The organism is Bacillus cereus group sp. BfR-BA-01441, assembly GCF_022663075.1.
Classification (GTDB): domain Bacteria; phylum Bacillota; class Bacilli; order Bacillales; family Bacillaceae_G; genus Bacillus_A; species Bacillus_A cereus.
The window spans coordinates 1-13,214 of the sequence record NZ_JAKUEU010000067.1 but is presented as its reverse complement, the minus strand read 5'-3'; the positions used below and the strand labels follow the sequence as shown (position 1 = coordinate 13,214).

Below are 13,214 nucleotides of genomic sequence, written 5' to 3'. Positions count from 1 at the left end.
TGTCATACAACAAGGGGGATTTGTTTTATGGAAAATGGACATCTTGCTAAAGTAGACTTAACGAAAAAAATTGAATCAAAATCTAAGTACAACAAGAAACTCGAAAAATATCAAAGGCGCTTATTAACATTACAGCAAATTTTGAAAGAAGAAAAAATCGCGGTTATGCTTGTTATGGAAGGATGGGATGCGGCTGGTAAAGGTGGGGCAATTAAGCGGGTGACGGAACATCTTGACCCGCGTGGGTTCCAAGTAAATCCAATTGGAGCGCCTGTACCTCATGAAAAACGTTACCATTATTTGCAACGTTTCTGGCGCAAAATTCCACAGTACGGGCAAATCACCATTTTTGATCGCTCATGGTACGGTCGTGTGTTAGTTGAGCGTGTTGAAGGATTTGCTACAAAGGAAGAGTGGATGAGAGCATATGATGAGATTAATGATTTTGAAAAACTACTAACAGATGACCATTACATAATAGGGAAGTTCTTCTACCATATAAGTAAAGAGGAACAGTTAAAGAGATTTAAAGATAGAGAGAAAAATCCTTTGAAAAGATGGAAAATTACAGACGAAGATTGGCGTAATCGTGAAAAATGGGATGAGTATGTTGAAGCAATGGAAGACATGTTTGAAAAAACAAGTAAGCCAAATGCGAAGTGGCATATTATTGAAAGTAACGATAAATTGTATGCCCGTGTGAAAACGTTAAAAATCATTATTTCATTCATTGAGGATTATTTCTTAGAACATGGTATAGAATTGCCTTCTTATTATTATGAAATGAAAGAGGATATTGAAGTTTTGCAAGATGTAGGTGTGAAAGAGTAAAAAAGAAAATGGTCCTGTGAATTGGTGAAACCAAATTATGGGGCTTTTTTATTTAGAAACATTTTACAATTAACAGAATAAGGTATATAATCAATAATCATATTAACAATGTTAATATGATTATTGATTATATACTATGTGGGGGTTTTACTTTGAAGGGAAGAGATGTTGTTTTAGGTTTATTAATGGAAAAGGGATTGTCTGGTTACGATATTAAAATTGTGTTTGAAGACGTATTTACTCATTTTTTTGATGGAAGTTTTGGAATGATTTATCCAACGTTACGACAATTGGAGAATGAAGGGAAAATAAAAAAAGAGGTTGTCATGCAAGAGGGGAAGCCGAATAAGAAAATGTACTTTATTACGGATGAAGGACGTGAAGAGTTTTATCAATACATGCGGACGCCTATAGAGAAGGATGTTTTACGTTCGGATTTTTTAATGAGAATGTATTTTGGCAACTATAGTGATGATGTGACAATAAAAAAATGGATTAAAGATGAAATTGAAAGAAAAGAAGCGTACATTGCAGATCTTCGATTGAAATATGAAAAGTGGAGAGTAGGTATTACTTTCGTTGAAGAAATTTCACTAGATGTAGGTATTGCATCGTATAGTGCACAAGTGGAGACTTTGAAGAGAAAATTAGAAGAGTTAGAGGCGAAAGAAAACAATAAAACAGAAGAATGAAAAACGCATTCACAATAAATAAAGGGGTAAATAAAGATGGAGCAATCAAAGGGTATTAAGATTGTCTTTTTAATGTGTTTAGGTATCTTTCTTTGTATGATTGATACGACAATTATGAATATAGCTTTACCAGCAATACAATCGAGTGTAAATACTTCATTAGAAAAGATGTCCTGGGTATTAAATGTTTATACAATGACGATTGCAGTGCTTGCCATTCCGTTAGGGCGGATAGCTGATATCTTTGGAAAAGCAAAGATGTATATTTTTGGTCTGGTGATTTTTGGTGGTGGATCGGTACTTTGTGCTTTTGCTAATACAGGTGATTTTCTTATTTTTTCTCGTTTTATACAAAGTATTGGGGCAGCAATTTTATTTCCAACAAGTATGGTAATTGGTGTATCAGCTATGCCGTTAGCTAAAAGGCATGTTGCGCTTGCAATTTTAGGAGTAACACAAGGATTGTCAGCTGCTATGGGGCCAGTAATAGGTGGAATTATTACGCAAAATTTAGGATGGAGATGGGTGTTCTTCGTTAATGTTCCGGTTTGTATAATAGGAATCGTGTTATGTTGCATCATGCTACAAATAAAAAATGAAGAACGTATTATCTCAAAAATAGATTGGATAGGACTACTATTAAGTAGCACAGCAATTTTTTCATTTACTCTCATATTAGTAAAAGGTAATACATGGGGATGGCAAAGTAATATTGCTTTGTATTGTTATGCAATTAGCACTATTTCTCTTATTCTATTTATTTTAGTAGAACGAAAGATTCATAACCCAATGGTGAATTTAAAGTTATTTCAAAATCGAATGTTTGTCGGAGCGTCAATCGTTGTTATATTGAGTAATTTATTTTTAATTGGAGTTACTGTATTGCTTCCAACGTTCTTGACGAAACTACAAGGTCGAACGGAAATTGAAGCGGCTTTTTTAGTGACACCTATTTCAGCGATGATATTTTTTGTCTCACCAGTTGCAGCAACTTTAATTAAAAAACTCGGAAAAGTAACTATTATTTTGTCAGGGTTTCTTGTTATGGGGCTATCCTACTATTGGTTGCAAATGATTGATGTTCATTCAATAAATATAGAAATTATTATTCCATGTATGATATTAGGTGTTGGATATGGCTTAGTAGTGGGGCCAATTACAGTTTTAAGTGCGTCTTCGTTTGAAGGAGAATTATTAACTGCTTCTCAAAGTGTTGTATCAATGTTACGACAAGTTGGAATTGTATTGGCGGTCGCAATATTTGTCTCTAACTTAACTCATAAATTAACTGTAAATAAAGAAAAAGTATATCGTTATGCAGAAGAAAAGGTGCGGAATATTCATGTGAATAGTACTGAGCAAACTGAAATTTTACAAATGACTAAAGAAAAAATAGAGAATCAAAGTTTAGAGTCGAATATAAATAAGAAACAAAATGCAATGACAATGGGATTAAGTAAAGCGAAAAAGGAAGAATTGATTCACGACAAGACGGATGAAATATTAAGAAAAGTTCCAGTAGAATATAGAGATGTAAAAAGAGAAGAAGTTACGAGGCAAGTGACAAAAGAAGTTGAAAAACAAGAGGAAAGTATAAAGAAAGAGGTACTCACATTCTCGAATGATGTGAATCATTATGCCAAGAATCAGATGGCTATGAGTTTTACAGATTTATATAAAGCAAGTGTGCCAATTATTTTAATTTGTGCTTTCGTAAGTTTGTTGTTTTGGGAAGGAAAAGCTTTAAGTAAAAAGAGAAGGGGAAGATTAGTAGAAGATGCGTAAAGAAAAACAGGCTGCTATTAGCCTGTTTTTTCATTGTTTTCTCCTTGCATATTGTGAATAGTAGTATTTTTAATATAGCATGGGATAAGTCGAGTTTGATTAGAAAGTTTTTTAGAATGAAAGGGATGAATGGAAAATGCCATTGAATATGTAACGTTATACATAGTACATTAACAAGAGGGATTAATTTTAAAAGGAGGATGGGGAATTGCTAGATAAGGCAGGGGCTTTAATAGATAATCATGTATACACAGAAGAAGAGCAACAAAAACTATACAAACGAACGTTAATAATCGTCAGCATTTCACAAATGTTTGGCGGTGCAGGACTAGCTGCTGGTATTACAGTAGGTGCACTTCTTGCGCAGCAAATGCTTGGAACAGATGCATTTGCTGGATTACCGACTGCTATGTTTACATTGGGATCGGCAGTAGCAGCTTTCATAGTAGGGAAGCTTTCGCAACGATATGGACGCCGGATAGGTCTTGCAACAGGGTTTATAGTAGGCGGATTTGGAGCAATTGGTGTTGTAATGGCAGCTTTAATGAATAGCATTATTCTTTTACTTATTTCTTTACTCATATATGGTGCTGGTACAGCTACGAATCTACAAGCTCGTTATGCAGGTACAGATTTAGCGGATAAGAAGCAGAGAGCAACGGCTGTTAGTATTACGATGGTAATGACGACTTTTGGTGCAGTTGCAGGACCAAATTTAGTAGGAGTAATGGGTAGTTTTGCGCATTCAATTGGAGTTCCTAAACTTGCAGGTCCGTTCATACTATCGGCAGCAGCATTTATACTGGCGGGTCTAGTTCTTTTTGTTATGCTTCGTCCAGATCCGTTAATTATTGCTAATATAATAGAAAGATATAAACAGGAACATACATATAAAGGACAACCAATAACAGACGAAGCGAAAGAAAATAAACGAGGTATTACAGTTGGAGCAATCGTAATGATACTTACGCAAATCGTGATGGTTGCGATTATGACGATGACGCCAGTTCATATGGGACACCACGGTCACGGTTTAAGTGCAGTAGGACTTGTGATAGGTTTTCATGTAGGTGCAATGTATCTTCCATCTCTCGTTACAGGAATGTTAATTGATAAAATTGGCCGAACTACAATGAGCATAGCTGGTGGAGTGATTTTACTTGCAGCGGGTGTCATAGCTGCGATAGCACCAAGTGATTCTTTATTACTATTAATCGTTGCTCTGTCTTTACTTGGGCTAGGATGGAACCTCGGATTGATTAGTGGTACAGCACAAATCGTTGATTCCACAACACCGTCTACACGTGCTAAAACACAAGGGAAAATAGATGTTTTTATCGCGCTAGCTGGAGCTTCTGGTGGCGCGATGTCAGGTATGGTAGTAGCGAATTCAAGTTATGCGGCATTGTCATTGGCTGGAGGCGTGTTAGCGTTATTACTTATTCCTGTTGTGATATGGTCTCGAAAAGGGGCAAGAAATTAAATGAAAAAGAGGTTCTAGTTACTGACTAGAGCCTCTTTTTGTACACTTAAATTAAATTCCACTCTACAATAAGCCCTAAATGTGTAAGACCACCACCGAATCCGTATAGTAAAAGTGTGTCTCCATTATTTAACTTCCCTTCTTTTATAGCTAAATCTAGAGCGAGTGGAATGGTGACTGAAGAGGTATTCCCCATATATTCCACGCTCGTTAATGTTTTTTGTATTGGAATTTGAGATTTTTCACAAATAGATTCAATCATTCGTAAGTTAGCGCTGTGGGGTATGAACCAGTCTATATCATCTACTTGCATATTTGCGGTATGTATTAAATCTTTTATGCCTTTTGGCACTGTACGTGTTGCCCATTTATATACTTCTCTTCCATTTTGAACGATTTTTTCATTTGTTTGCAGTGGTGTGCCATTCATAGTAGTAGATAAGTTTGTTCTATATAGATGAATGCCACCATCACCGTTTGTTCCCATGTGAGCAGCGATAAAGCTTGGGGTGTCTTCATCTCTTTCTAATAAAATAGCTCCAGCACCATCACCGAATAAAATACAGGTCGTTCTATCGGTATAATCAGTAACTTTAGATAATGTCTCTGTCGCTACGACAAGTACTTTTTCATGTGATCCAGAAGTGATTAAGCTATTACCGACGTGTAGTCCATATGTAAAACCAGCACAAGTTGCATTTAAATCAAAAGCTAGTGTATGAGGTATGTTGAAGTATTGTTGTATTTGGCAAGCAACACTAGGGAAAACGTAATCAGCAGTAGTAGTAGCGACAATGATACAGTCGACATCTTCTAAGTTTTTCTTATATGTTGTACATAAATTTTTAATTGCTTTAATGGCTAAGTTTGAGGAATATTCTTCTTCGCTAGCGATTCTTCTTTCCTTCATTCCTGTTCTTTGTACAATCCATTCATCATTCGTATGGACCATCTTTTCTAAATCGTTATTAGACAATATTTGATCTGGAACATAAGTACCAATTGCAGTAATACGAGATTTAGAATGCATAGGAACATCTCCTGATTTTTATTTTTATAACCTGATACTAATATTAGGTTATAAAAATGTCAATAAAGATTTTTGTTGTATTAAAACGATAATACTTAACTTACTATGAAGGAATTTGGCGAGTGCTGTAAAAATAATATACGAGAAGTTTCTAAAATTGATAATGAAGGGAGTTGAGCTCCTTGAAAAGGATTTTACACATGTTTCCTGTCGTTATCATTTGTAGCTTTATTCTTATTATTTTTCCAGAGAAATCTTATGCTTGTGATTGTATTAAAGTATCAACAGAAGATGCATTTCAAAAAAACGATGTAGTGTTTGAGGGAAAAGTAATTGAGGTTGGAAGGAAAGCAGGGGTTGGAACTGAAGTGTTATTTGAAGTGAAGAAAATTTGGAAAGGGACAACTTCTTCGCAAATTATCGTATATACAAAGGGTGGTGATTGTATGTTTCGCTTTGTAGAAGGAGGAGAGTACTTAGTATTTTCTACTCAAAGAGGATCAGAAAAACAATTACACACAAATAGTTGTAGTGGAACGAAGAGATTGGATGAGGCAGGGGCGGACAAAGCGGCTTTAAGTCAAATTGCAAAAGAGTCTGTTCCGACGAAGAAAGTGGATTTAAAAGGTGAGATGGTGAGCGGTTTAAATTGGCGGCAAGTTGCTATTATTTCCATTGGTTTGTTATTGATGATTGTTTTTGTTATTTTTATTGTGAGAAAAACTCGCAAAAAATGACGATTAAAGTAAAAATATAAAGATTTTCTTTCGTGTGATATAGGTTGTTAAAACTTGTGAAAGCGAATTACTTATGCTACACTTTATGTAACTTAAAATGAACGGAGGGGCTTCCTTTGATCTTAATCAGATTACGTCTCAATACTTTGTGCCAATAATTGAATAGCGCTCAAAGGCTCTGTCTGTGTACAGAGTGAACGGGATTGGTCTGCCTATTTTAAAGGAACCCTTTATTAAGCTTATATGTGAAAAAGAGGGAGGGACGAATACGCCCTCTTTTTGTTTTGCCTTTATAAATAGAATGGGATTGTATAAGTGAACACTTACTGTGGATACGTATACAATCTTGGGACTTTTTGACTATAAAATAGGATGAAAGCATAGCTTTCTTCTATTTCTTTGGTGAACCCTTATCCGTTTACGAAAACACAGGCAGCGACCTGTGTTTTTTATTTTACGTAATCGAAATGGAGGAATAAATATATGGAAGAAGTATTACAAAGAGCAGTTTTAGTTGGAGTAAATGTAGGTAATGAAGATGATTTTGCATATTCGATGGAAGAGTTAACAAATCTTGCGGAAGCTTGTGATGTAGAGGTAATTGGGCAAGTAACGCAAAATTTACAACGAGTAAATCCATCGCATTATATCGGAAAAGGAAAGATTGAAGAAGTTGCAGCGTATGTACAAGAAATAGATGCGAATATGGTTATCTTTAATGATGAATTATCTCCTTCACAAATTCGAAATTTAGAAGAGGATTTAGATTGTAAGGTAATTGATCGTACCATTTTAATTTTAGATATTTTTGCGCAACGTGCGAAAACGAAAGAAGCACAGCTACAAGTAGAAGTAGCACACCTTCAGTACATGATGCCTCGTTTAATCGGTCTTCGTGAATCGTTAGGGAGACAAAGCGGCGGCGTTGGTACGAAAAATAAAGGTGTCGGTGAAAAGAAGTTAGAGTTAGACCGTCGTAAAATTGAAGAACAAATTTCAGTTTTGAATAAAGATTTAGAAGCGCTCGTTGCCCAGCGTCAAACGCAACGAAAGCAGCGTAAGAAAAATGAAATACCTGTTGTAGCATTAGTAGGTTATACGAATGCAGGAAAGTCAACGACGATGAATGCAATGCTTGAAATTTATAATGGTACAGAAGAAAAACAAGTATTTGAAAAAGATATGTTATTCGCGACGTTAGAAACATCTGTACGAAATATTGATTTGCCAGATAATAAATCATTTTTATTAACAGATACAGTTGGATTTGTAAGTAAATTACCACATCATCTTGTGAAGGCGTTCCGTTCAACGTTAGAAGAAGTAGCGGAAGCAGACCTACTTATTCACGTTGTAGATTACGCAAATCCAAATTATGAACAATTAATTGATATTACAAATGAAACGTTAAAGAAAATTGGAGTAGAAAATATTCCAACGATCTATGCTTATAATAAATCAGATATGGTAGATGTTGAAATTCCGAAAGTGCAAGAAGATCGCGTTTATTTATCAGCGAAGAAACATGTTGGAATTGAAGAACTTGTAGAAATGATTCGCTCACACATCTATAAAGAATATACGAAGTGTGAAATGTTAATTCCATATGATCAAGGACAGGTAGTTTCGTATTTCAATAATCATGCACACGTTTTATCTACGAGTTACGAAAACGAAGGTACCAAATTACAAATAGAATGTAAGACGAGTGATTACGAGAAGTATAAGCATTTTGCAATTTAATGTAAGAGGCAACCCAGTATGTGATTGGGTTGTCTTTTTTTTGTACTGTTTTACCGCTGAAAGTTACAAGGATGCAAGCCAATGACGGGAGTTAAGTTATATTTCTGGAAAAAGAAATGAAAGCAGTATAGAATAGAAATGTTTCAAAAGTCAGAATTTATTACACCTACTGTAATAAATATATATTTTGTACAGAAAGGGGAGATTCACATATGCAGGCAGTTTCACACAAAAAAACTGTAGAAACACCGACAATATATCGAATTTTATTTGCGATTAGCTTTGGGCATTTTTTAAATGATTCGATGCAAGCAGTTGTGCCGGCGTTGTTTCCTATTTTGGAAAAAACGATGAATTTATCCTATATGCAAGTAGGGTGGATTGCGTTTGCATTAAATATGACGTCATCGATTATGCAACCGGTGTTTGGTATGTATTCAGATAAGAAGCCGTCACCATTTTTATTACCACTCGGCATGTTTTCAAGTATGCTTGGAATGATTGGACTCGCGTTTGCACCAAACTTTATTATTGTTATTATTTCTGTTTTATTTATTGGTTTAGGTTCCGCAGTCTTTCATCCAGAAGGCGCTCGTGTTGCGTATATGGCGGCAGGTGCAAAACGAGGGTTAGCGCAAGCGATTTATCAAGTTGGGGGAAACACGGGGAATTCTCTAGCTCCTATTTTTACAGCGCTAATTTTCGTTCCACTCGGTCAAATTGGTTCATTAGGTTTTACAGCATTTGCAGCAGTAGGAATTGCATTATTAATTTTCGTATCGAATTGGTACAAAAATGAATTAGCAACCGGTGCTGTAAGAAGGAAGAAGAGGGCTGCACTTGAGGCGGAGAATGCAATTGTAAGTACACACATTAAATTCGTTATTATACTTCTTGTTTTTCTTACTTTTGTACGCTCTTGGTACGGTGCTGGTATCGGGAATTTCTATCAATTTTACTTAATAGAGCATTACGGTTTATCTATAAAAAATGCCCAGTATTTCGTATTCGCATTTATGATTGCTGGTGTGTTAGGCACTTTCTTCGGAGGACCGTTAGCAGATCGATTTGGTAAGAAAAATATCATCGTATTTTCAATGTTAGGTTCAGCGCCACTTGCACTGTTATTACCACATGTCTCACTTGTGTGGGTCGTACCGTTATTTTTATGTATCGGTTTTATTAGTTCAAGTAGTTTTAGTGTAATTGTTGTATATGCACAAGAGCTTGTGCCTGGAAAAGTGGGAATGGTGTCAGGATTAATCGTAGGTCTTGCATTTGGACTTGGAGCATTAGGTGCTGTAGTTCTTGGGAAATTAGCAGATATATATAGCCTGCAATTTATTATGCTATTATGTAGTTGTCTACCATTAATTGGACTCACTTCATGGTTACTGCCAAGTGATAAGAAAACGATAGAATAGGGGATGCGCTATGAAATTGTGTGAAAACGTTACGGAATTAATAGGAGATACACCTGTCGTCCGATTATCTAAATTTATTCCGGAAGACGCAGCAGATGTGTATGTGAAACTAGAAATGTTTAATCCATCGCGCAGTGTGAAAGACCGTGCTGCTTATAATTTACTTCACGTTGCAGAAGAAAATGGTCTCATCAAACCAGGAGATACAATTATTGAACCGACAAGCGGGAATACAGGGATTGGTTTAGCGATGAATGCAGCAGCTAAAGGGTATAAAGCGATTTTAATTATGCCAGATAATATGTCAAAAGAGCGTATTAATTTATTGAAAGCATACGGAGCAGAAGTAGTTTTAACACCAGCAGAACAAAGAATGCCAGGAGCAATTGCGAAGGCGTTAGAACTGCAAAAACAAATACCGAATAGTTTTATCCCGCAACAATTTGAAAATCCAGCTAATCCGAATATTCACCGTTATACGACTGCACTTGAAATTTACGAACAAATGGATGGAGAGCTTGATGCTTTTGTTGCAACGGCAGGAACAGGCGGAACGATTACAGGGACTGGTGAAACGTTAAAAGAGAAATTGCCAAACTTATATATTGCAGTAGTGGAACCGAAAGGATCTCCCGTTTTATCCGGTGGTGTACCAGGTCCTCATAAACTAGTAGGAACAAGCCCAGGATTTATTCCGAAAAACTTAAATACAGAAGTGTATAACGAAATTATTCAAATTGCAGATGAAGAGGCTTTAACGACAATGAGAAACTTAGCTAGACAAGAAGGATTATTAGTTGGGCCATCTTCTGGAGCATCTGTTTACGCTGCAATCATGATAGCGAAACGCCTAGGCGTTGGTAAAAAAGTTTTATGTATTGCGCCTGATACAGGTGAACGTTATTTAAGCATGGGGTTATTTGAATAAAAAGGATAGAAACACCTTAATAGTGAATAGCTGCTATTAAGGTGTTTGTTTTATGGAATGAAGAGGGGGAGAAGAACAATGAAACTATTAAAACCAATCCATGAATATAGTGAGCATATTACGGCGTATAGACAAGCGTTTTTACACTCAGGGGAACAACCACATGGAAGTAGTTCTTTACAAAACTTTGATTCTCTTGATGAATGGTTTGAAAAAGTGAGTAAACAAGAACTAGGAGAAAATTTACTAGCTAATCGAGTGCCATCTAGTCAGTTTTTAAGTTTTGAAAAAGGGGAACTTATAGGTTTTGTGAATATTAGACATAGATTAAATCCAGAATTATTACGGGAAAGCGGTCATATTGGATATAGTGTCCATCCGAATAAACGTCGCCACGGTTACGCTACGAAACAACTACAACTTGCATTAGCTGAAGCGCAAAAATTAGGATTGCAGAAAGTATTAATAACTTGCGATAAATCCAATATCGGTTCTGCTAAAACGATTCAAAAGGTTGGAGGTGTGTTAGAAAATGAAGTAGTTTCTTCTCGTACTGGTGAAGTTATTCAGCGCTATTGGATAGAAATATGATTAAGTAGGAATTTGAAAAGGTAATGCAAGCTGTAATATCGAAATAGATAAATGAAATATAGGGGATTACTGCAATTTTAGGGGGAAATGAAATGGGATTAAAAGAGAAAGCGATAGAGATTTCAGAGATTTATAGGAAAAATCCGAAAGTAGAAGCTATTATTTTAGCGGGTTCAGTAGCTAGAAAGCTTGAAGATGAACATTCAGATATAGAATTACATATTTTATGGTCAACACCGCCAGAAGATGAGGAGCGTAGGGCCCCTATTCATCATATTGATGGGACAATATTATCGTATCATCCGTATGAGGAAGAAGAATGGTCGGAAACGTATTTAACGAAAGAGGGAATTAAATTAGAGATTAGTAACTTTTTAACAGAGACAGTAGAGAAAGTGATTTCGGATGTGGTGGATCAATATGATATAAGTTATGAAAAACAATGTATTGTATCATCCATTCATGATGGTGTTAGTTTGTATGGAGAAGGGAAAGTGAATGAATTAAAAGAAAAAGTAGCGGCATATCCAGATGAACTAGCAAAACGGATGATTTCAGAAAATCTATGGTTAAGTAATCGTTGGCACAATCGAAAGGCGCTTTTAAAACGGAAAGATTGGCTTATGCTTTATGACGTTATTTGCGAAGTACAAAGGAACATATTCGGTGTTTTATTTGGTTTGAATAAAATGTACGTACATCATCCAGCGTTTAAATGGATGCCTAATAATGTGGAACGAATGACTATTAAACCTGAAAAATTATATGAACGTATGGCGGACACATTAATAGGGAATCCAGAAAAAAGTGTGCAGGAGTTAGAGTTGCTAATAGAAGAAGTGTTGCAACAAGTTCATACATACGCGCCAGGAGTAAATGTGGATGAGCAAGAAAAATCTATTTTTTATTTTGTGAAATAGAAAATAGTAATAAGGGGGAAGTTATGGGGTTTTTTAATAGGTTTTTTAAAAAAGTTGAAAAAGTAAATGAGCAAGAAGCTACTCTTCATGAATTAAGTGAAGAATTGTATGTTGAATCACCGGTAGAGGAAGCGACTAGTTACTGGGTATCAATGGCACAAAATATAATTGTTAATGCTGTAAAAGCGGCTGACAATGATGTGGAACGTGCCTTCGTGTTATTGAATTTGAAGAAAGGTGAGGCTTCATTTGATATTTTTTATCAAATAAATGGGCAATTGTATTTCTGGGATCAGCTAGAAAATGAGACGATAAGAAATAGAATTCAGAACGAGTTGTTACCGCAAGCTCCAGAAGTTTCAAATGCAGTAAATGAGCAATTTCGTGGAGCTGATCACCCTATAATTTCGTTCGCACAATTGCAGTTTGAATGGGAAACGAAAGCCTGGTTCTCACATGTAATTTGGGAAGATAGCCTTGCTGCTCAATTGCCCAAAACTCAAATTCTAAATGAATGGTTTCGTGTAATTAAAGAAGAAACGAAAAATAGACCACTGGATAGTGATGCGAAATTTTCTTGGTATCCATCAAACTCTTAAAAAATGAATACAGAGAGACAGGTTATGTTTCTAGATGATTTGTATTATTGAATAAGTATCAATAATACGTAATTCTTTTTCTATTGCCTGTTAGAATTCGTTATGTACTAAGCTACTTGTTTTCTAAACTAAAACTTATATTTCGAATTTTTAAATAGATTGTAATACATAAAAATTCGAAATATAAGTTGACACTATTTTTAATGTGTGATAAAAATGATAGTAATCAATTCGGAAAATAATATTTGGGCAATGAAAGGGTATAGTAGTGAATATCTCCCTATTTCAGAGAGCTGATGGTTGGTGTGAATCAGTATATAGATTATTCGTGAAGTTCGTCCTGGAGCATCTTTCATAAATCTCATATTTTGAGGAAATGAAAGACGGTAGTTTATACCGTTATCAAATAAAGTGGTGAAGATTTTTTCACAACTAGGGTGGTACCGCGATA

The 13,214-nt window shown here is 35.6% G+C and carries 12 protein-coding genes and 1 other annotated feature; of the genes, 11 read left to right on the top strand and 1 reads right to left on the bottom strand.

The window, feature by feature from the left end; genetic code table 11:
* Positions 1–27 precede the first annotated feature (27 nt).
* The 4 genes from MR107_RS22435 (at position 28) to MR107_RS22420 (ending at position 4,791) form a co-directional block, all read left to right on the top strand.
* Positions 28–831 carry a polyphosphate kinase 2 family protein gene (locus MR107_RS22435; RefSeq protein WP_088065589.1) on the top strand — a complete coding sequence of 268 codons (804 nt, stop codon included), beginning with the start codon at positions 28–30 and terminating at the stop codon, positions 829–831.
* Between the two features lie 152 nt (positions 832–983).
* Positions 984–1,523 (top strand): PadR family transcriptional regulator, encoded by a 540-nt coding sequence (locus MR107_RS22430; protein ID WP_242292728.1) that lies wholly within the window; start codon positions 984–986, stop codon positions 1,521–1,523.
* Between the two features lie 36 nt (positions 1,524–1,559).
* Positions 1,560–3,308 (top strand): MFS transporter, encoded by a 1,749-nt coding sequence (locus MR107_RS22425; protein ID WP_242292727.1) that lies wholly within the window; start codon positions 1,560–1,562, stop codon positions 3,306–3,308.
* Between the two features lie 208 nt (positions 3,309–3,516).
* Entirely contained in the window at positions 3,517–4,791 is a 1,275-nt protein-coding gene (locus tag MR107_RS22420) for an MFS transporter (RefSeq protein ID WP_098280999.1), read from the top strand.
* 46 nt (positions 4,792–4,837) lie between these two features.
* Here MR107_RS22420 and MR107_RS22415 read toward each other — a convergent pair whose 3' ends face one another.
* The gene (locus MR107_RS22415) at positions 4,838–5,821 is read right to left on the bottom strand and encodes a ketoacyl-ACP synthase III (protein WP_016109752.1); all 984 of its coding nucleotides are present in this window, start codon (positions 5,819–5,821) and stop codon (positions 4,838–4,840) included.
* A 200-nt stretch (positions 5,822–6,021) separates the two neighbouring features.
* Between MR107_RS22415 and MR107_RS22410 the strand changes: the two genes are divergently transcribed.
* The 7 genes from MR107_RS22410 to MR107_RS22380 all read left to right on the top strand — a co-directional run bounded on the left by MR107_RS22410 (position 6,022) and on the right by MR107_RS22380 (position 12,763).
* Positions 6,022–6,558, top strand: coding sequence for a hypothetical protein (locus MR107_RS22410; RefSeq protein WP_002204811.1), 537 nt, complete (start codon positions 6,022–6,024; stop codon positions 6,556–6,558).
* A 483-nt stretch (positions 6,559–7,041) separates the two neighbouring features.
* A complete protein-coding gene (hflX, locus tag MR107_RS22405; protein ID WP_000393283.1) occupies positions 7,042–8,301 on the top strand; it encodes a GTPase HflX in 1,260 nt (419 codons plus the stop codon).
* A 212-nt stretch (positions 8,302–8,513) separates the two neighbouring features.
* Positions 8,514–9,725, top strand: coding sequence for an MFS transporter (locus MR107_RS22400; protein ID WP_001149398.1), 1,212 nt, complete (start codon positions 8,514–8,516; stop codon positions 9,723–9,725).
* Positions 9,726–9,735: 10 nt separating this feature from the next.
* Positions 9,736–10,653 (top strand): cysteine synthase A, encoded by a 918-nt coding sequence (cysK, locus tag MR107_RS22395; protein WP_000762273.1) that lies wholly within the window; start codon positions 9,736–9,738, stop codon positions 10,651–10,653.
* Between the two features lie 78 nt (positions 10,654–10,731).
* The gene (locus MR107_RS22390; protein WP_000771270.1) at positions 10,732–11,244 is read left to right on the top strand and encodes a GNAT family N-acetyltransferase; all 513 of its coding nucleotides are present in this window, start codon (positions 10,732–10,734) and stop codon (positions 11,242–11,244) included.
* 92 nt (positions 11,245–11,336) lie between these two features.
* Positions 11,337–12,164: a DUF4037 domain-containing protein gene (locus tag MR107_RS22385; protein WP_088346761.1), complete on the top strand. Its 828-nt coding sequence runs from the start codon at positions 11,337–11,339 to the stop codon at positions 12,162–12,164.
* A gap of 23 nt (positions 12,165–12,187) precedes the next feature.
* Entirely contained in the window at positions 12,188–12,763 is a 576-nt protein-coding gene (locus tag MR107_RS22380; RefSeq protein WP_000505546.1) for a hypothetical protein, read from the top strand.
* Between the two features lie 243 nt (positions 12,764–13,006).
* Positions 13,007–13,214, top strand: a binding site (T-box leader). This feature is flagged as partial in the annotation.

Coding starts and splice junctions, on each gene's coding strand:
- MR107_RS22435 (WP_088065589.1), top strand. CDS start 28: ATGGAAAATGGACATCTTGCTAAAGTAGACTTAACGAAAAAAATTGAA.
- MR107_RS22425 (WP_242292727.1), top strand. CDS start 1,560: ATGGAGCAATCAAAGGGTATTAAGATTGTCTTTTTAATGTGTTTAGGT.
- MR107_RS22415 (WP_016109752.1), bottom strand. CDS start 5,821: ATGCATTCTAAATCTCGTATTACTGCAATTGGTACTTATGTTCCAGAT.
- MR107_RS22410 (WP_002204811.1), top strand. CDS start 6,022: ATGTTTCCTGTCGTTATCATTTGTAGCTTTATTCTTATTATTTTTCCA.
- hflX (WP_000393283.1), top strand. CDS start 7,042: ATGGAAGAAGTATTACAAAGAGCAGTTTTAGTTGGAGTAAATGTAGGT.
- MR107_RS22400 (WP_001149398.1), top strand. CDS start 8,514: ATGCAGGCAGTTTCACACAAAAAAACTGTAGAAACACCGACAATATAT.
- cysK (WP_000762273.1), top strand. CDS start 9,736: ATGAAATTGTGTGAAAACGTTACGGAATTAATAGGAGATACACCTGTC.
- MR107_RS22390 (WP_000771270.1), top strand. CDS start 10,732: ATGAAACTATTAAAACCAATCCATGAATATAGTGAGCATATTACGGCG.
- MR107_RS22385 (WP_088346761.1), top strand. CDS start 11,337: ATGGGATTAAAAGAGAAAGCGATAGAGATTTCAGAGATTTATAGGAAA.
- MR107_RS22380 (WP_000505546.1), top strand. CDS start 12,188: ATGGGGTTTTTTAATAGGTTTTTTAAAAAAGTTGAAAAAGTAAATGAG.